Annotated in this window: 18 protein-coding genes and 2 tRNA genes; 14 read left to right on the forward strand and 6 right to left on the reverse strand. The window is 69.5% G+C overall.

What is annotated here, in order from left to right; translation table 11 throughout:
• Positions 1–63 precede the first annotated feature (63 nt).
• A complete protein-coding gene (locus F4553_RS17270) occupies positions 64–1,404 on the forward strand; it encodes a L,D-transpeptidase (protein WP_184837266.1) in 1,341 nt (446 codons plus the stop codon).
• A 60-nt stretch (positions 1,405–1,464) separates the two neighbouring features.
• Here the strand turns inward: F4553_RS17270 and F4553_RS17275 are convergent.
• A tRNA-His gene (locus F4553_RS17275) sits at positions 1,465–1,540 on the reverse strand.
• 80 nt (positions 1,541–1,620) lie between these two features.
• Positions 1,621–2,211: an oligoribonuclease gene (orn, locus tag F4553_RS17280; RefSeq protein ID WP_184837268.1), complete on the reverse strand. Its 591-nt coding sequence runs from the start codon at positions 2,209–2,211 to the stop codon at positions 1,621–1,623.
• A 23-nt stretch (positions 2,212–2,234) separates the two neighbouring features.
• Between orn and F4553_RS17285 the strand changes: the two genes are divergently transcribed.
• Positions 2,235–3,440, forward strand: a complete 1,206-nt coding sequence (locus F4553_RS17285; protein WP_184837270.1) for a glycosyltransferase 87 family protein — start codon at positions 2,235–2,237, stop codon at positions 3,438–3,440.
• A gap of 135 nt (positions 3,441–3,575) precedes the next feature.
• Here the strand turns inward: F4553_RS17285 and F4553_RS17290 are convergent, their stop codons facing one another.
• Genes F4553_RS17290 through F4553_RS17300 form a run of 3 tightly spaced genes read right to left on the reverse strand, consistent with a single transcriptional unit; the run spans position 3,576 to position 7,012 of the window.
• Positions 3,576–4,748 (reverse strand): hypothetical protein, encoded by a 1,173-nt coding sequence (locus tag F4553_RS17290; protein WP_184837273.1) that lies wholly within the window; start codon positions 4,746–4,748, stop codon positions 3,576–3,578.
• Between the two features lie 18 nt (positions 4,749–4,766).
• Positions 4,767–6,398 carry a copper resistance CopC/CopD family protein gene (locus F4553_RS17295; protein WP_312875246.1) on the reverse strand — a complete coding sequence of 544 codons (1,632 nt, stop codon included), beginning with the start codon at positions 6,396–6,398 and terminating at the stop codon, positions 4,767–4,769.
• A 2-nt stretch (positions 6,399–6,400) separates the two neighbouring features.
• The gene (locus F4553_RS17300; protein ID WP_184837278.1) at positions 6,401–7,012 is read right to left on the reverse strand and encodes a zf-HC2 domain-containing protein; all 612 of its coding nucleotides are present in this window, start codon (positions 7,010–7,012) and stop codon (positions 6,401–6,403) included.
• Positions 7,013–7,078: 66 nt separating this feature from the next.
• Here F4553_RS17300 and F4553_RS17305 point away from each other — a divergent pair, with 66 nt between their 5' ends.
• The 5 genes from F4553_RS17305 (at position 7,079) to bcp (ending at position 10,503) form a co-directional block, all read left to right on the forward strand.
• Positions 7,079–7,630 (forward strand): sigma-70 family RNA polymerase sigma factor, encoded by a 552-nt coding sequence (locus tag F4553_RS17305; RefSeq protein ID WP_312875247.1) that lies wholly within the window; start codon positions 7,079–7,081, stop codon positions 7,628–7,630.
• Between the two features lie 71 nt (positions 7,631–7,701).
• Positions 7,702–8,211 carry a MauE/DoxX family redox-associated membrane protein gene (locus F4553_RS17310; RefSeq protein ID WP_184837280.1) on the forward strand — a complete coding sequence of 170 codons (510 nt, stop codon included), beginning with the start codon at positions 7,702–7,704 and terminating at the stop codon, positions 8,209–8,211.
• On the forward strand, positions 8,204–8,956 hold the full coding sequence (locus F4553_RS17315) for a DsbA family protein (protein WP_184837282.1): 753 nt from the start codon (positions 8,204–8,206) through the stop codon (positions 8,954–8,956). Before F4553_RS17310 ends, F4553_RS17315 begins: the two co-directional genes overlap by 8 nt.
• Positions 8,957–8,971: 15 nt before the next feature.
• A complete protein-coding gene (locus tag F4553_RS17320) occupies positions 8,972–10,042 on the forward strand; it encodes a hypothetical protein (RefSeq protein ID WP_184837284.1) in 1,071 nt (356 codons plus the stop codon).
• A complete protein-coding gene (gene bcp, locus F4553_RS17325; RefSeq protein WP_184837286.1) occupies positions 10,039–10,503 on the forward strand; it encodes a thioredoxin-dependent thiol peroxidase in 465 nt (154 codons plus the stop codon). Before F4553_RS17320 ends, bcp begins: the two co-directional genes overlap by 4 nt.
• A gap of 98 nt (positions 10,504–10,601) precedes the next feature.
• Here bcp and F4553_RS17330 read toward each other — a convergent pair whose 3' ends face one another.
• A complete protein-coding gene (locus F4553_RS17330) occupies positions 10,602–10,850 on the reverse strand; it encodes a YegP family protein (protein ID WP_184837288.1) in 249 nt (82 codons plus the stop codon).
• Positions 10,851–11,015: 165 nt separating this feature from the next.
• On the opposite strand from F4553_RS17330, the gene F4553_RS17335 reads away from it, so the two are divergent.
• From F4553_RS17335 to F4553_RS17365, 7 genes are all read left to right on the forward strand, one after another.
• Positions 11,016–11,092 (forward strand) — tRNA-Leu (locus F4553_RS17335).
• A 166-nt stretch (positions 11,093–11,258) separates the two neighbouring features.
• Positions 11,259–13,961 (forward strand): choice-of-anchor D domain-containing protein, encoded by a 2,703-nt coding sequence (locus tag F4553_RS17340; RefSeq protein WP_184837290.1) that lies wholly within the window; start codon positions 11,259–11,261, stop codon positions 13,959–13,961.
• A gap of 147 nt (positions 13,962–14,108) precedes the next feature.
• The gene (locus F4553_RS17345; RefSeq protein WP_184837291.1) at positions 14,109–14,903 is read left to right on the forward strand and encodes a S1C family serine protease; all 795 of its coding nucleotides are present in this window, start codon (positions 14,109–14,111) and stop codon (positions 14,901–14,903) included.
• Between the two features lie 46 nt (positions 14,904–14,949).
• Positions 14,950–15,948 (forward strand): AAA family ATPase, encoded by a 999-nt coding sequence (locus tag F4553_RS17350; protein ID WP_184837293.1) that lies wholly within the window; start codon positions 14,950–14,952, stop codon positions 15,946–15,948.
• 3 nt (positions 15,949–15,951) lie between these two features.
• Entirely contained in the window at positions 15,952–16,839 is an 888-nt protein-coding gene (locus F4553_RS17355) for a DUF58 domain-containing protein (RefSeq protein ID WP_184837295.1), read from the forward strand.
• Positions 16,836–17,813 carry a VWA domain-containing protein gene (locus F4553_RS17360; RefSeq protein ID WP_184837297.1) on the forward strand — a complete coding sequence of 326 codons (978 nt, stop codon included), beginning with the start codon at positions 16,836–16,838 and terminating at the stop codon, positions 17,811–17,813. Before F4553_RS17355 ends, F4553_RS17360 begins: the two co-directional genes overlap by 4 nt.
• Positions 17,813–18,898 (forward strand): VWA domain-containing protein, encoded by a 1,086-nt coding sequence (locus F4553_RS17365; RefSeq protein WP_184837299.1) that lies wholly within the window; start codon positions 17,813–17,815, stop codon positions 18,896–18,898. Before F4553_RS17360 ends, F4553_RS17365 begins: the two co-directional genes overlap by 1 nt.
• Positions 18,899–18,900: the final 2 nt, after the last annotated feature.

Consider the following 18,900-nt stretch of genomic DNA (forward strand, 5'->3'; position numbering starts at 1 on the left):
TTAAGCGTGTTTACGGCACGATAGTTGTCCGGAGATAATCCGGACGAGACCGGGAGGGGACACATGAGCGACGACCGCCGCACACCGTCCATCAGCCGCCGCGCCGCACTGGCCGGAGCAGGCCTGGTCGGCGTTGCCAGCGTGGCGGGGCTCGCCGCGTGCTCCCCGGACGCCCCGAAGTGGGCCGAGCCGGGCAGCGGCAACTCCGACACGCCCGCGCCGCCCGCGGACCCGACCGCGGCGAGCGCGACGATCACCGCGCCCAAGCACGAGGCGAAGGACGTCCACGCCGCGATCGAGGTCGCCTTCACCCTCGCCAACGCCAGCACCGCGACGGTCGAGCTCCAGGACGCGGCGGGCACCCGCGTCTCGGGCGCGCTGCGCGCCGACGGCACGAGCTGGGTCCCCAACGCGCCGCTGAAATACAACACCACCTACACAGTCACCGTCACCGCCAACGGGGCCGACGGCAAGACCGGCACCGCCACCAGCAGCTTCACCACGATGGCGAAGCCGAGCAAGACCATCTCCGCGTCGAGCTACAGCGGCGACAAGGCGAAGGTCGGCATCGGCATGCCGCTGATGGTGAAGTTCAGCCGGTCCGTGCCGAAGGCCAAGCGCGCCGAGGTGCAGAAGCGCCTCTTCGTCGACGCGACCCCCGAGCAGGACGGCATCTGGCACTGGTTCTCCGGCAGCGAGGTGCACTTCCGGCCGAAGGAGTACTGGAAGGCCGGCACGAAGATCTCCTTCCGGGTCGCGGTCGGCGGGCTCGACATGGGCGGCGGCTACTTCGGCAAGGCCGACATCACCATCGACGACATGCTGATCGGCCCGGCGATCGTGCTCACCGCCGACAACGCGACGAAGAAGATGACCGCCACCAAGGACGGTGTCGTGCTGCGCACCATGCCGATCAGCCTCGGCAAGGCGAGCACCCCCTCGTCCAGCGGCAAGACGGTGATCATCGAGAAGTTCGTGCACACGATCTTCGACACCTTCGACGAGCTCGGCCCGGAGCTGGGCTACCGCACCCCCATCGACTACGCCCAGCGCATCACGTGGGGCGGCGAGTACATCCACTCCGCGCCCTGGTCGGTCGGCTCCCAGGGGCACCGCAACGTCTCGCACGGCTGCGTCAACGTCTCGCCGAGCAACGCGAAGTGGCTCTTCGACCTGACCCAGGTCGGCACCCCGATGATCACCAAGGGCACGGAGCGCAAGCTCAAGGCCGGCAACGGGTGGACCCACTGGAACCTGACCTGGGACGAGTACGTGAAGGGCAGCGCACTGCCGTTCAAGCCCGTCGACACCACGGCCGGCGTCGAGCCCTCCACGGAGCCCTCGACCAGCCCGTCCGCGTCGCCGAGCGCCGTCCCGAGCACCTCGCCGACGAGCGCGCCGTAAGGCGTACCCACAGGACAGGCGAAAGGCCCCGGTCAGCGTGACTGACCGGGGCCTTTCGTTTGGGGTGATCGACGGGACTTGAACCCGCGACATCCCGGACCACAACCGGGTGCTCTACCAGCTGAGCTACGACCACCATGCGCACCGTCACCGGTGCGACGACCAATGATAGCCACACCACCCGGGTCCGTGTCGACCGGGTATGCGGCTCGCCGTCTAGAGCGTCGCGGCGATCTGCCTCGCGGCGTCGATGTCGAGGCCGGGCTGCGGCACGAAGATCGTCTGGCGGTAGTAGGCCAGCTCCCGGATGCTCTCCTTGATGTCCGCGAGCGCCCGGTGGGCGAGGCCCTTCTGCGGCTGCCCGAAATAGACCCGGGGGTACCACCGGCGGCACAGCTCCTTGATCGACGAGACATCGATCATGCGGTAGTGCAGGTGGGTGTCGAGGATCTGCATGTCGCGGGCGAGGAAGCCCCGGTCGGTCGCGATGGAGTTGCCGCAGAGCGGCGCCGACTTCGGGTCCTTGACGAACTGTGTGATGTAGGCCATCACCATCTCCTCGGCCTCCGCGACGGAGACCGTGCTGGCGCGGACCTCCTCGGTGAGGCCGGACTTCTCGTGCATCGTCCGCACGACGTCGGCCATCCCGTCGAGCACCGCGTCGTCGGCGTGGATGACGACGTCGACGCCGTCACCGAGCACGTTCAAGTCGGGGTCGGTGACGAGTGCCGCCACCTCGATGAGGGCGTCGGAGGTCAGGTCCAGCCCCGTCATCTCGCAATCGACCCATACCAGGAGATCAGCCATCCGGACAGCGTACGCTCTTGCGGATGCATCCAGCGCGCCTGAAGCTCATCCAGATCGGGGCAGTCGCGGGAGTCGCCGTCGCGGCAGCCGTCGCGTTCTGGCTGCTCTTCACGTCGCAGCACTTCTTCGACCTGAAGATCTACATCTCGGCCGAGAAGTGGTGGCTCGACGGGCACGAGCTCTACGACTTCGCCCAGCCGGATGCGTTGCAGGGCGCGCTCTACTTCACCTATCCGCCGTTCGCGGCGATGCTGATGCTGCCGCTGGGGCTGCTCCCGCTGGGCGTCGCGCAGACGCTGATCACGGTCGGCACCGTCGCCGCCGTGGCGCTCACCACGTGGTGGCTGATCGTGCCGCTCGCCGATCGGCAGGGCTGGCCACGATGGACCGCCGTCGGCATCGCGATCCCGCTCGTCGTGCTGATCGAGCCGACCCGGGCGACGCTCTCCTTCGGACAGATCAACATGTGGCTCGCGGTGCTCGTCGTCGCCGACCTGCTCGTCCTGCTGCCGCGCGGTTCGCGCTTCGCCGGCGTCGGCATCGGCATCGCCACCGCGATCAAGCTCACCCCGGGCCTGTTCATCGTCTACCTGCTCGTCTCGCGCCGCTACCGCGCGGCGGCGGTCGCGGCGGGCACGACGGCCGGGGTCACGCTGCTGGCGGCCCTGATCTCGCCGAGCTCGTCGCGGGACTTCTGGTTCTCGGCGATCCTCGACCCGAGCCGGGTCGGCCGCTACGACTACACGGCCAACCAGTCGCTGATGGGCCTGCTCTCCCGGCTGATGCTGCCCGAGCAGGCGGACCGGCGGCTCTGGCTGCTCATCGCCGCCGCGGTGCTCGCCTTCGGCATGTGGCGGGCGGCGGTCGCGGGCCGGTCCGGCGACGAGGTGGCCGGGCTCGCGCTCACCGGCCTCACCGCGGGCCTGATCAGCCCGATCAGCTGGCTGCACCACCTCTACTGGTTCGTCCCCGCGCTCGTCGCGGTGCTCGGCGCCGCCGTCGTGGCGCGCGGCCGTCGCCGCGTCGCGCTCTTCGCGCTTCTCATCGGTGGGTACGCCATCACGGTGCTCGGCGTCGACACGCTCGTCGACTGGGGCTCGGAGCTGCGCCCGACCCGCGATGCCGGTGAGTTCCTGGTGCGCAACGCGTTCACGCTGCTCTCGCTGTTGCTGCTGGTCCTGCTGCCGATCCGGCGACCGTCGAATCATACGGAGATAGCGCCCGAATAGACACTCTTGTCCAATTAGTCCAACTTAGGTAAACTTTTGGACATAAGGGACGTAAGCACACCGCGCAGCTGGGTCCCGCAACACCGTTCCCCCGGTGAGGGGTGGGCCTGTCGCTCCCGTCAGGCCCACCCACTGCTATCTCGTCAGCCGCATCCGAACCGGCGCCCCCACCAGCGGCATCTCCGATGTAGGCACCTCCAGCGGCGACAGCACGACAACCACCGGCAGCTCCTCCGTCGGCGCACTCACCGCCCGCTCAGTCCGCCGCGCGACCTCCCGTACCGGCCACCCCGGCAGCCCTTCCCCCCCAAATTCGCGTTGATCAAGGGAAGACTCACCATCCCGGGTGTCCGATATGCGGCGAGTCTTCCCTTGATCAACGCGAATTAGGGGGGTGTGGGGCGGCTGGACGGTGGGGTACGCGTTGGGGGAGGCGTTGGCGGCCTTCGTCGGCCTCGTGAAGGGCTCGCGGCCGGCGTAGGGCATGTTGCCGTGGGCGGCGGCGAGGACCGGCATGCGTTCCAGCGGGGGGCCGCTCACCGCTGCGGTACCCCGGGGCGGGGCAGCCACCGCAGCCGCGGCGATGGCGACGGCCTTCGTCGGCTGGGCCGGCACCGGGGTCGGCGTGGGCGGCACGGTCTCCAGGACGTAGAGGACCGGACGGGCGCGGGGCGGCCAGGCCAGCACCGCGAAGCCGAGCAGGAGCAGCAGCGGGCCGACGACGAGCAGGCCCCACGTCGCCGAGCCGAGCCACTTCGGATCCAGCGCCGCGACGAGGGTGATGTCGCCGAGCGGCTCACCGTCAGCGGCGGTCACGACGAGCGCGACGATCTTTCCGCGCCACGATGCCGGATCGAGCCGGAGCATGTTGGAGCCCGCGCTCTTCCAGATCCCCTGCATCGACACGGGGGCCTGCGGCCGACCCGTCCCGGCGAGCGCGGTGGCGTGCAGCTCCAGCGGGCCGCGACCGAGGCGTACCTGGTCGATGCGGGTGTAACCCGCGCCGCCGAGCACCTCCGCCACGTCGGCGGGTGCCGCCACACCGACGAAGAGCTGGCGGTCGCCGGGTGCGGAGACGGTCAGCCTGGTCCGGCCGGCGCGGACGAACGGCGCGTCCCGGCGCAGCAGGGCATCGAGATCGGGCACCACCACCGCATAACCGGGTGACGCGATGGCCTGCAACGAAGCCCGGAACTCACCTTCGGAATCCCGATGCTCCATCGCATACCAACCACCGGCACCGAGGATCAATGTCGGCACTGCGATCAGCAACAGCAGCACCCCGACCAGTACGCGCAGGACTCGCATACCAGGACAACGGAGGTCCTAACGGATGGGTACGGTCGCCGTCACCGTCTCCTGATCGATCTCCGTCGTCCGAAGGGTGAACTTGAAGACCCAGTCACCGGCGACCGGCAGCGAGATCGAGCCACTGGCGTGGTTGTCCGTGATCCCGAGCATCGGTACGTCGACTCCCTCAATCCCTTGCGCCGCCTGGGTTGCGGTGACCTTCCACTCCAGCACCTTCTGCGGTCTGCCGTCGGCGGTGTATGCGTAGAGGTGGATCGTGTTCTCGCCGATCGCGGCCGGTTCGACCTGCACCTGGAGCGAGTAGAGCTTGCCGGTGATCGCTGTATTGAATCCGACTGTCACCGGAGCGGCGGAATCCGTTCGGGCGACACGAGCAGGTGTGGTCTGCACGAGCGCCGACGTGATACCGATGATGACCGCCGCGACGGCGACCTCGATCAAGACGTTGCGCCGCAGCGTCGACGGGCTGCCGGAGCGCACGACGAGGGTCCGCGATGCGAACGCCACCGCGAGCACGATCGCGACGAGACCGGCCTTGACGAGCAGCAACCGGCCGTATGTCGTGTCGACGAGCGCGCTGACCGTGCCGACCTCGATCAGCGCCTGCACGACACCGGCGAGCAGCAGCGAGCTCACCGCGAGCCCGGCCCAGCGGGACCAGACGGGCAGGATCGCGCCGAGCTCGCGATCGTCGGCGCCCCTGTTGCGCGGCAACAGGAAGAAGCCCAGCATCACCAGCCCGCCGATCCACAGCGCCATCGAGGCGAGGTGGATCGCGTCGACGACGATCGTGATGGTCGGCACCGGCGAGGCGGCCGGGTGCCCGACCAGCGGCCAGGTCGCGGCGCCCACCGCACCGAGGATGGCGAGGATCATCAGGTCGCTGCGGGCGGGTGCGTCGCGCTTGAGTGTCGCGTTCAGCACGATCGCCGAGATGACGAGTACGCCGAGGCGCAGCAGCAGCACCGTGCCGAACGTCTCCCCCAGCACGTCGGTGAGGTCCCCCGTGGTGACGCCGCCGAGCGAGGTGCCGTTCGTGTAGGGCGCCTGCAGGAAGAGCGCCGCGAGACTGGAGAACCCGACCAGGCCGAACCCGGTCCAGAGCAGCCGTCGCGGTCCCCGGCGGGACAGTCGGGCGGGCCACAGCAGGAGCAGCACGAGGGCCGGACCGGCGATGAGGGTGAGGCCGGCGTACCCGATGAATTTGTTGATCCCGATCGCCTTGGTGACGGTCGGATCGGTGCCCTGGTCGGCGGCCTTGTCCGTCGGCGGCGTCGCCGACGGCGCGCCGACCGAGAAGGTGAAGCCGCCCGCGACCGGGTGGCTGTCGGCCGAGATCACGCGGTAGGTGACGAGGTAGGTGCCGATCGGCGGGCTGTCCCGCAGGCCGATCTTGAGCACGGTGCCGTCGGCGCTGGGCGTGCCGCGATCGGCGCGCTCCCCGTCCGGACCGATGATCCTGATCTTGTCCGAGACCGGGCTGACCGGCTCGGAGAAGGTCAGGGTCACGTCGCTCGGCGCGGTCTGCACGATCGAGCCCTGCCCCGGGTTGGTCCCGAGCAGCGCGGCATGCGCAAACGCCGGTGCGGCGGGCACCAGGAGAAACGCGGAAATAAGCAGCGCGGCGACAGCTAAGAATTTCTTCACGTTCACGCCGCGACTGTACGTGGCGAACGCAGAACAGTCCCGCGTCCGAGCGCCCACAGCAGTCCCGCCTGCACCAGGGCGGCGATGTGACCGGCCTCATGGCGGAGCTGGACCTCGGCGCTGGCGATGTCGAACCCGCTGGTCAGCGTCAGGCAGGCGGCGAGCACGAAGGCGACCGGCACGAAGGCCCTGGCCCGCTCGGGCCGCCAGGCGGCGAGGGCGAAGCCGACCGCGAGCGCGATGTCGAAGGAGGCCATCTCGCGGGTGGCGTGCGGGCCGACACCCCCGTTGAAGAGCACGGGTACGGCGAGCGCGAGCTGCACGAAGGCGGCGACGCCGACCGCTATCCGCAGGATCTGCCGCCGGTTGCGGGCGGCGTCGTCGACCCGCTGCCGCCGATCGGCGTTGACCGCCGCGAGGATCGACAGGGTGAGGTCCGGGACGGCGACGGGGTGCGCACGGGCCTGCCTGGTGACCCGCTCGGCACCGGCGAGCCAGCCTCGGCACTCGGCGCAGCCGCTCAGGTGATGATCAAGCGTATCGACCGAGGTGCCGGGGTCCTCGCCGTCCAGCCGCGCGGAGAGGCCGATGCGGATCGCGTCACAGTCGTTCATGTTCCCATAGTCGCCCCCGCTCCTTGAGAAGTTCCAGCGGCCCTGGTGGAGATAGTGTGTTGACTCGTGAACGGCGGGCCGGACGACCTCGACGAGGTGACTCGTTGGGCGCTGCGCGCTCGCGACGGCGACCCGCTGGCCCAGTCCGCGTTTGTCCGGGCGACCCAGGCCGACGTCTGGCGGCTCGCCGCCGCGCTCGTCGATCCGGGCGCCGCCGACGACCTCACCCAGGACACCTACCTACGGGCATTTCGGGCACTCGATACGTTCGAGGCCCGGTCCAGCGCTCGGACCTGGCTGCTCGGGATCGCCCGGCGTACCTGCGCGGACCACCTCCGCCAGGTGATCCGGCGGCGACGGCTGGAGAACCGGCTCGCCGAGGCGGCGGCCGTCACGGGCGGCTTCGAGACCGACGCGGTCGGCCTGCACGGCGCGGCCGACCTGGTCCGGCGGCTGCCCGACGAGCGCCGCAGCGCCTTCGTGCTGACCCAGCTGCTGGGCCTGTCGTACGAGGAGGCGGCGGCCGTCGAGGACGTGCCGATCGGCACCATCCGGTCCCGCGTTGCCCGAGCACGCTCCGAACTCGTTACAGAAGTGACCAAGGCCCTGGCTGTCTGACCTGCGCATCCCCATATGCACAGGAAAGGCACAGGAACCTCGCGTGCACGACGGACGACAAAGAGAGCGTGATGCGGACCGAAAGCTCATGGTCGCGGCTTCAGCCGTGGCTCTCCACCATCATCCGGCTCGGCCTGGCGGCGGTCTTCCTGGTCGCCGGCGGGCTGAAGGTCACCGACCTGGACGGATCGGCCCGGGCGGTCAACGCCTATGAGCTGATGCCGTGGGAGGTGGCGAAGATCGTCGGTGCGGTCCAGCCGGTGCTCGAGATCGGCATCGGCCTGCTCCTGCTCCTCGGCCTCGCCACCCGGCTCGCGGCCTGGCTGGCGGCGATCTCGATGGTCGTCTTCATCGCCGGCATCAGCTCGGCCTGGGCGCGGGGCCTGTCGATCGACTGCGGCTGCTTCAGCAAGGGCGGCGCGCTGCCGGTCGGGACCAGCCCCAACTACACCTGGGACATCGTGCGCGATGTCGCATTCCTGGCCCTCGCCGTCTTCCTGATCCTGTTCCCCTCCAGCAGGTTCTCGATCGACGGCGGGTCGAAAAACACATCCACCATGGAGGAGAGCGAACGTGAGTAAGCGGGTAGAACAGCAGCGGAACGCGGCGAAGCTGATCAGGGAGCAGAAGGCCCAGGAGGCGCGCCGCAAGCGCATCGTCGCGATCTCGGCCGTCTCCGCCCTGGTCCTCGTCATCGGCGGCATGATCGGTTACGCGCTCTATCAGAGCCAGAAGCCGATCACGCACGCCACACCGGCCGGGGCGAACGCGGCGGGGACCGGCATCGTCGTCGGCAACGGCCCGGTGACGGTCGAGGTCTACCAGGACTATCTCTGCCCGGCGTGCAAGGCGTTCCACGACAGCGCCGACGACACGCTGGAGGAGATGGCGAAGTCGGACAAGATCAAGCTGGTCACGCACCCGATCGCGATCCTGGACCGGCTCTCCACCAACCAGTATTCGACCCGCAGCGCGGCGGCCTCCGGCTGCGCGTCCGACGGCGGCAAGTTCCCCGAATACTCCGACGTGCTCTACGCCAACCAGCCCGCCGAGGGCGGTGCCGGTCACACGAATGACCAGCTCATCACCTACGGCAAGGGGATCGGGCTGGGTGACGCGTTCGCCGAGTGCGTGACGAGCGAGAAGTACGAGACGTGGCCGGCCTTCACGACCGACGAGTCGGGCAGCCGGGGCGTCAACAGCACGCCATCGATCTTCGTCAACGACAAGAAGGTCACTCCGGCCAACGGGCAGAGCATCTCCGACGCCGTCTACGCGGCGATCGCGGCGGCGGGCGGACCCACCGTCAACCCCGCGTCGAGCTGACGGCAGGCTAAGGGCATGCGTTCGACACCCCTCGCCCGCCTGCTGGCCGTCCTCGCGTCAGCGGGCATCGCGCTCGGTGCCGCCGCCACACCGGCGGCGGCACACGGCGCGGACGCCCCCGACGCGACGAACTACCGCACCACCATGACCTCGATGAGTCCGGTCACGCCCGGCCTCGAGGTCAAGGTGATCGAGGCGGGGGCTCGGCTCCAGCTCACCAGTACGCTGCCCGCCAAGGTCGAGGTCCTCGGCTATGAGGGCGAGCCCTACCTGGAGGTGCGGCCGGACGGGGTCTACGAGAACGTCAACTCCCCCGCCGTCTACATCAACGCCAACCTCACCGGTGGCGTCGAGCCGCCCGCCAACGCCAACCCCACCTCGCCGCCGCAGTGGCGCAAGCTCAGCGACGACCGGGTCGCCCGCTGGCACGACCGCCGCACGCACTGGGCCTCCTTCACCCCGCCGCCCGCCGTCGCCGCCGACCCGACCGAGCCGCACCTGATCTCCGAGTGGACCGTGCCGCTGCGGATCGAACTCGCGACGATCGAGGTCAAGGGCACCCTGGCCTGGGCTCCGCCGCCCTCGCCCGTCCTCTGGTGGGCGTTGTGCGCCGTCGTCGCGCTCATCCTGGTGCCGCTGGGGCTGGTGCGGCGGCGGGTCGGCGTACCGGCGATGGGATTGATTTTGATCGTGGGTGGGGTCTCCGCGCTCGCCTATATCGGCGCGCGCGAGCTCGACGCGGGCAACAACACCTTCGGCGCCATGGTCGCCGGGATCTGGGCGACCGAGCTGTGGCCCGCGGTCGCCGGGCTCGCCGCGATCGCGGCCGGGATCTTCGCGCTGACCCGGCGGCCCGCCGCGGAGTTCGCGCTGGCCCTGGCCGGTGCGGGGCTGGCGATGTTCGGCGGTATCGTCAACGCGGCGGTCTATTTCCGCTCCGTGGCACCCGTGCCGTGGACGGACACGACGGCGCGACTCGTCGTCACCGCCGCCATCGGCATCGGCGCGGGCATCGCGGGTGCGGCGTCGCTGACGCTGCGCCGCCAGCGGCCCGCCGCAGCAGAGAAGGAAGAGGCATCCGCATGAGGCTCTCCCCAGGTGACCGGGCCCCGGAGTTCACGCTGTCCACCGCGGACGGCGGGCAACTCTCGCTCAGCGACCTCAAGGGCAAGAAGGTCATCCTGTACGCCTACCCGGCCGCCATGACACCCGGATGCACGACGCAGGCCTGCGATTTCCGCGACTCCCTCGCGTCGCTGACGGCACACGGCTACGCCGTCGTCGGCATCTCCCCCGACAAGCCCGCCAAGCTGGCGAAGTTCGTCGAGCACGACGCGATCACGTTTCCGCTCGTCTCGGACCCGGACAAGTCGGTGCTCGACGCCTATGGCGCGTTCGGCGAGAAGCAGAACTACGGCAAGACGATCATGGGTGTGATCCGGTCGACGTTCGTCATCGACGAGAACGGCGTGATCGTCGAGGCGCGCTACAACGTCAAGGCCACCGGCCACGTCGCCAAGCTCCGCCGCGAGCTCGGCATCGACTAGCTGTCACGGTGTGCGGCAGAGCGTGCCCATTCCCCCGTGGATGGGCACGCTTTGCTGCACGTTCCCGGCTCGCCCGGCTGCTCGCGGCGGCGCGGAGCTCACATGGGGCGGACCGCGGAGGACGGCATCTTCTTCTTGGCGGTGGAGGACTTCACACCGGCCGGCATGTCCGTGTGGTCGACGGTCGGCGCCGACGCCGCGTCCCGCTTGACGGCCTCGATGCCGTTCTCGGCACCGGCGCGGGCCTTGAAGCCCTCACCGCTGCTCGCGATGATCTCTCCGTTGCCGGAGCGCAGCCGCCACCGGAACTCGCCACGTACGTCCTTGAACAGCTCGAACTTCGCCATCTGGAGTCGCCACCTCTCGCGTACCGCCCATGGGCGGCTTATTCCGACCTTCTACGCAAAGGCTAGCTTTGACGGCGTAGACGGGACGGCGAAACGTGAAAGTCCATCGGGCACCCTCTCGGCGACAGGGGCGGTCAGGTAGTACAGAATGGGTTCGCAAGATTCGGGGCCGTAGCCCAATTGGCAGAGGCCTACGGTTTAGGTCCGTACCAGTGAGGGTTCGAGTCCCTCCGGCCCCACCACATGAGCAGACGTCGCCTCCAAGCTGGAGAGCCAGCACCTGCTCATCCCTTCGGATCCTTCCGTCGGCGCACGCTTGTTCACTTGATCAAGTCCCCCGTAGCGTGACCTTCTCCTGCGCACCCAGCCACCCATCGGGGGATCCTCTTGCGCGTCTTCCTTCGCGGCATGCTTGCCGTCGTCATCGTCGCGAGCTTGACGGGCTTCGTCCCCGCCGCCGCTAACGCTGCCGGACCCCCTGCCCCCTTTACCGCCCTCGTGGTGGACGGCAACGTGAACTACCCGAGCCGTCCGACACTGTCTTTCGACACCGTCAACAGTTCGATCGAGACGACCTATTACCCCGCCGCTGACGGGTTGATGATGTCGGTGGAGAGCGGCAGCCGCAGATGGAGCGCCACGGTGCGCCCTCCGGTGGGAACCACCTGGACCACCAAGACATATTCGGTGAAGCGCGCGTTCATCACGCCCGCCGATGCCTGGTTCGACGTGACCGGCGACAGTCAGGGCTGCAACGAGCAGAACGGCACGATGACCGTCCATGAGGTCGTGCGGGACGCGGAGTCCCAGCTGGTCGGCTTCGCCGCGTCGTTCGACGTGTCCTGCGAGTCGTTCCCGCACGTGGTGGTCGGTGAGATCCGCTGGAACTCCAGCGTCGGCTACATCGCGCCGGAGGTCAGCGGCGGTTTCTACTTCGCCACGCAGTCCATCGGGATCGACACGCCGCCGAAGACGGTGACCTTCACCAACCGGGGCAGCCTGCCCCTGGTCTTCGGCGCCTCCACGATGACCGGCACCGGCACCGAGGCATTCCGGATCACGACGAACACGTGCTCTCGTCGCAGCCTCGCCTATGCCGAGAGTTGCGAGGTGACCGTCATCGCGCACCCGACCTCGATGATCGACCAGACCGCCACTCTCACCATGGCGGACAACACCGTCGACGGCGACAAGCAGCTCAGCCTGATGGTCCAGGGCGCCAATACCCGCTCGTTCACGGCCAGCCCGACCTCGCTGGATTTCGGCACGGTCGTCGCATTCGAGGAGTCGCCCGAGCAGACGATCACCGTCACCGGCACGGACGTCCTGCCGGTGACCCTGACCACCGTCACGCTGGGATCGACGAAGCCCTACTCCATCACGGCGAACACCTGCGCGAACGTGACGCTCGCCAAGTTCCAGACCTGCACGATCAGGGTACGCGTCAGGGCGACGACCAGCGGCGTCCAAGACGGCTACCTGCGGATCGAGGCGAGCAACGCACCACAGAGGTATGTCCAGCTCACGGCTGTCGCCGTCGCCACGAACCCGCTGACGTTCTCCCCGCCATCCCTCGCCTTCGGCTTCGTCACCGTCGGTTCGCAGCCGGCGAAGGTGATCACCATGAAGGCGGCCGGACCCACTCCCGTCGTCGTCGGCACGGTCGCCCTCGCCGGGGCGGCGCCGTCGGCGTTCACCGTCAGCGCGGACACCTGCTCGGGCCAGACGCTCGCCGTCGGGGCGTCGTGCACCGTCACCGTCATCGCCCACCCCCCGGTCGGAGACCACAACGCGGAGCTCCGATTCCCCAACAACAGCATCGCCAATCCACGCGTCGCGGTCCTCACCGCGCAGGGGATCCCGACCACCGAGGGAACATACAAGCAGGTGAGTCCCCAGCGGATCCTGGACACCCGAACGGGATCCGGCGCACCGAAGAAGCCGATCGGCGCGGGCGCGACGCTCGGTCTGCAGGTCACCGGCCGTGGTGGAGTTCCGGCGAGCGGCGTCTCGGCGGTGGTTCTCAACGTGACCGTGGCCGCGCCGACCGCCGCGGGCTACCTCACCGTCTTCCCGTCGGGTCAGAGCCGGCCGACCGCGTCGTCGATCAATTTCGCCCGGAACTGGACCGGCGCGAACCTGGTCACCGTCGGTGTCGGGCCAGACGGCAAGGTCAACATCTTCAACTCCACCGGAGCGACGCACGTCATCGCCGACGTCCTCGGCTACTACCTCGCCAACGGTTCGACGCTCACCTCCGGTGGCGAATACCACCCCATGCTGCCGGCACGCATCTTCGATTCGCGATCGGCCTGGCAGGCGAAGCTCGCGGCGGGAGAGACGTTCGGGCTGGCGCTCAACTTCGGTGGCGACAACTGGCGGGTCCGCTCCTGGGCGGTCAACATCACCGCCGTCGCACCGGGCAAGAGCGGCTACCTCACCGCCTGGAACGGCCTGGGCAGCCCGCCACCGACCTCCTCGGTGAACTTCGGCGCCGGCAAGGTCGTGCCCAACATGGCGATCGTGCCCACGGCGGACTGCACCTTCAGCCCGGCCTGCGCGGGCATGCCCATGATCGGCATCTACAACGGATCCCCGGCCGGTGTCCACGTCATCGTCGACATCGTGGGCTACTACGACGACGGCACCGCGTACGACGGACTGCGGTTCCGGCCGCGCGCGCCGGCACGCATCGTCGACACCCGGACCGGGATCGGTACGACGAAGCTGGGCAAGGGCCAGACGAAGCAGGTGACCGCACCGGGGCAGGTCGCCGCCGACGACGCGGTCGCCCTGGTGACGAACCTGACGGCGGTCGCGCCGACCCGGGACACCTATCTCACGGTCTGGCCGAGTGGCGTGGAGCGCCCGACGGTCTCCAACATCAACCCGTCCACCGGGCAGACGGTGGCCAACTCGGCGTACGTGCTGCTCAACAATGCGAACGCATTCAGCGTCTACAACGCCGACGGCACCACCAACGCGCTGGTCGACGTGGTGGGCGAGTTCGTGGTGTGGTCGCCGCCGCCGTCACCTGCGGCAGCCGGCCTGCAACGCGGGCCACGTTTCCACCAGCCGGTGCTGCTCGGCGTACTGAACAGCCGGGGATAGTGCTCGAACGCGGTTCGCCCGGCACCGGGCGAACCGCGTCGGGGTCCTTCATCTCCACGGTGAACGAACTTGGCTCCGACGGATTTACCGAATTTTCAGCTAGCGGTTCTAGGCTCGGTTGATGCTGACCCGATTGAGAAGCGTCTGATGGCCGAGCAGACCGACATCGCGGTCGAGGCAGCCGGGCATCGCCGCTGGTGGACCGGCCGGGTCTTCATCGCATCGATCGTCGCGGCGGCGCTGGTGGCGACCGCGGTGGTCGCCTTCCGCTGGGGCTCTGCGGGCGAGCCCGACAAGGCTCCCGTCGCACAGCCCGCCGCCTCGCCGTCGGCGCCCGCGAGCCTGACCCCGGCCGAGATCTATCAGGTCCTCCTGCCGTCCGTCGTCTACATCAAGGCGACCGGCACCGAGACCGCCACCGGCACCGGCCTCGTCGTCAACGCGCAGGGCATGGTCCTGACCGCGCTGCACGTCGTCGAGGGCGCCACGACGATCGAGCTGACCTTCGCCGACGGCACCACCGCCGCCGCGACCGTCGCCGCGAAGGAGCCCGCCTCCGACATCGCCGCCCTCACCCCCGCGAAGTTCCCCGCCGTGATCGTGCCGGCGGTGCTCGGCGGCGGCGCTGCCGTCGGCGACGACGTGGTGGCGATCGGCAATCAGCTCGGCCTCGTCAACTCCACCACGAGCGGCGTCGTCTCCGGGCTGGAGCGCACCATCCCCACCGAGAGCGGCGTCGAGCTCAAGGGCCTGATCCAGTTCGACGCCGCGGTCAACCCGGGCAGTTCGGGTGGGCCGCTCGTCAACGACAAGGGCGAGACGATCGGCATCGTGGTGGCGATCGCCAATCCGTCCAAGGCAGGCACCTTCGTCGGTGTCGGCTTCGCCATGCCGATCGGCGCGGCGGTGCAGGTCGGCGCCGATCGCCCACCGCAGCTCTGACCTCGCCGACGCCAGCCCGACACTGACTATCCCCTAAGGACGGACAATGCAGCCCAACGCTCCCGCAGCGCCCGGATCGAACCCCGTGGAGCAGGTGTTCTACGAGGTCAAGAAGACCATCGTCGGGCAGGACATGCTCCTGGAGCGCCTCGTGGTCGCCCTCCTCGCGCGGGGGCACATCCTCGTCGAGGGCGTCCCCGGGCTGGCGAAGACGCTCGCCGTGAAGAGTCTCGCCGAGGCGATCGGCGGTCAGTTCCACCGGGTGCAGTTCACCCCGGACCTGGTCCCCGCCGACATCGTCGGGACCCGGATCTATCACCAGCACAGCGGTGAGTTCCAGGTCTCGCTCGGGCCGGTCTTCACCAACCTGCTGCTCGCCGACGAGATCAACCGCGCACCGGCCAAGGTGCAGAGCGCGCTGCTGGAGGTGATGCAGGAGCGCCAGGTGACGATCGGCCGGGAGACCCATAAGGTCCCCAACCCGTTCCTGGTCATGGCGACGCAGAACCCGATCGAGTCCGACGGCACCTATCCGCTGCCGGAGGCGCAGGTCGACCGCTTCATGATGAAGGTCGTCGTGGGCTATCCGAGCGCCACGGAGGAGTTCGTCGTCGTCGAGCGGGCGCTGACGCGGACCGCGGCGATCCAGGCGATCATCGATCCCGAGCACCTCATCGGGCTGCAGGGCCAGGTCGACAACGTCTACGTCGATCCGTCGCTGATCGAGTATTCGGTGCGGCTGACGACGGCCACCCGGCACCCGGAGGTCGTCGGGCTGGGCAAGCTGTCGCGCTACATCACCTACGGCGCGAGCCCGCGGGCCTCGATCAACCTGGTGCTCGCCGCCCGGGCTCTCGCGTTCGTCCGCGGACGCGACTACGCCGTGCCGCAGGACCTGACCAACCTCGTGCTCGACGTCTTCCGGCACCGGCTGGTCCTCTCCTATGAGGCGCTCGCCGACGAGGTGAGCGCCGACTCGATCCTCAGCGAGATCCTCGCCGTCACGCCCATTCCGGTTCCGGACCCCGCCCGCCGGGGCCGCTGAGCCATGACCGCGGCCTCCGACCGGTTACTGCGGCGCCTGGAGTGGCAGGTCGTCCGCCGCCTCGACGGGCGGTTGCAGGGCGCCTACCGCACGGCGTGGCGCGGTGTCGGGATCGACTTCACCGACCTGCGGGCCTATACGCCCGAGGACGACGTACGCCATATCGACTGGAACGTCTCCGCCCGGATGGACGAGACCTTCGTCCGGCAGTACACGGAGGAGCGTGATCTCACCGCCTGGCTGGTCCTGGACCGGTCGGCCTCGATGCGGGGCGGCACCGCCCGCCAGGGCAAGGACTCCGCACTCAGCGAGCTCGCCATCGTGCTGGCCAGGCTGCTGTCCCAGAACGGCAACCGGGTCGGCGCGGTCCTCTTCGACAACGACCGGCAGCGGGTGATCTCGCCGCGGACGGGACGCAGTCAGGCGCTGCGGCTCGCCCACGAGCTCGACCGGCCGGAGCCCGCCGGCGGTCCGGGGACGACCACCGACCTCGCGGCGATGCTGCGGCTCGCCGCCACCACCGCGAGCCGCCGAGGGCTCGTCTTCGTGCTCTCGGACTTCATCGGCGATCCCGGCTGGGAGCGGGCGCTGGCGATGCTGGCCCATCGCCATGAGGTGGTCACGGTCCGGATCGTCGACCCGGCCGAGCTCGACCTGCCCGACATGGGCCTCGTCTTCGTCGAGGACGCCGAGACCGGGGAGCAGATCCTCGTCGACACGAGCGATCCGCTGCTGCGGCAACGGCTGCGCGCGGAGGTCTGGTCACGCGAGGTGGCACTGACGGAGACGATGCGCCAGGCGGGGGTCACCGCGCACCGGATCACCACGGATCAGGACCTGGTGGCGGCCCTGGTCGGCATGGTCCGGCAATCGGGACGGAGATCCAGATGACGATGCTCCAACCCCTCATGGTGCTGGTCGCCGTCGTGGTCACCGGGGGCGCCGTGGTGGCGTACCTGATGTATCAGCGGCGGCGGACCGAGGTGCTGCAGGCCGCCGGGTTGCGGCTCGCCGCGCCGGGGCAGCGGGCCGCGGCCCGTCAGCACGTGCCCTACGCGCTGTTCCTGACGGCGCTGTTCCTGCTGCTGCTGGGCCTGGCCCGGCCGCAGGCGGAGCTCGATGTGCCACGGGCCGCCGGCACCGTGGTCCTCGTCTTCGACGTCTCCAACAGCATGGCCGCCGACGATGTGAAGCCGAGCCGGCTCGCCGCCGCCAAGGCCGCCGGGACCAGCTTCGTCGACGCCCAGCCCGACACGGTCGACATCGGCATCGTCATGTTCGGCCAGGACGGTCTCACGACCCAGCGGCCCACCGACGACCACACGGTCGTCAACGCCGCGATCGGTCGGCTCGCGACGAGCGGCGGCACCTCGCTGCGGCAGGCGATCATCGCCGCGCTCTCCACGATCACCGGGAAGCCGGTGAGCATGCCCAACCCCGACGGCTCCGGTCCGAAGGCGGACCTCGGTTACTGGGGCTCGGCCACGATCGTGATCTTCTCGGACGGCGGGGACACGCAGGGCGCGCAGGCGGAGATCGCCGCCGGGCTCGCGGCAGACGCGGGGGTACGCATCGAGACGGTCGGCATCGGCACGACGCGCGGCGCCACCGTGGAGGTCGACGGCTACCAGGTCGCGACGGCGCTGGACGAAGAGCTGCTGACGACCCTCGCCGAGACGACCGGCGGCTCCTACCACGCGGCGCAGGACGCGGCCGCGCTCAATGACATCCACAAGTCGATCGACCTGCGCATCACGACCCAGCCGGAGACCGTCGAGCTGACCGCGATCCTCGCGGCGGTGGCGCTGCTCCTGCTGACCATCGGTGGACTGCTGATGATTCGCTGGCACGGAAGGATCGTCTGATGTCCCTGACCTGGCCGTTGGCGCTGATCGCCCTGCTCGCCGTCCCGGCACTGCTGGCCCTGTGGTGGTGGATGAGCCGACGGCGGCGCCGGGTCGCGATCCGGGTCTCCAGCATCGCCCTGATCCGGGCCGCCCTGCCCGGCCGGTCGCTGTGGCGGCGGCGGATTCCGGTCGCCCTGTTCGTGCTGGGGCTGCTGCTGGTGGCGTTCAGCATCACCCGGCCGCAGGCGTCGATCCGGGTGCCGTCCAACTCGACGTCGGTGCTGCTCGCCTTCGACGTCTCCAGCTCGATGTGCTCGACCGACGTCGACCCCAACCGGCTCACCGTCGCCCGCGCGGCGGCCCGGGAGTTCGTCGAGGCGCAGGAGGAGGGTACGCGGATCGGGCTCGTCACCTTCTCGGGCATCGCCGGGTTGATGGTCGCGCCGACCACCGACAAGAAGGCCCTCCTCGCCGCGATCGACACCCTGCGCACGTCCCGCGGCACCGCCATCGGCCAGGGCATCCTCACCTCTATCGATGCCATCGCCGAGAGCAACACCAACGTCGCGCCGACGGGTGTCGTGCTCGACGCCCCCGAAGGCGGGCCGCCCGGCGCCATCGTCGGGTACGAGGCCGACACCATCGTGGTGCTGACCGACGGCGCCAACACGCAGGGCGTCGACCCGATCATCGCCGCCGAGCAGGCCGGTGCCCGTCGCGTCCGCATCTACACGATCGGCTTCGGCACCACCACTCCGGCGCCGATGGCCTGCTCCCCCGACCAGATCAGCGGCGGCGGCAACGGATTCCGCGGCGACCCGGGCCGGTTCGGTGGCGGTGGCAACGCCCGCAACCTGGAGATCGACGAGCCGACCCTGCAGGAGGTCGCCAAGCTCACCGGCGGCGAGTACTACCGCGCCGAGGACGCCGAGCAGCTCGTCGACGTGCTGACCGACCTGCCGAGCAACATCGTCACGCAGGAGCAGGAGGTCGAGCTCACCGTCTGGTTCGTGCTCGGCGCGGCCCTGCTGGTGCTGCTCGCGATCGTCCTGTCCCTGCGCTGGAACCGGCCCACCGCCTATCGGGTTCCCCGGCCGAGCTGATC

This window comes from Allocatelliglobosispora scoriae, from assembly GCF_014204945.1.
In the GTDB taxonomy this organism is placed as follows: domain Bacteria; phylum Actinomycetota; class Actinomycetes; order Mycobacteriales; family Micromonosporaceae; genus Allocatelliglobosispora; species Allocatelliglobosispora scoriae.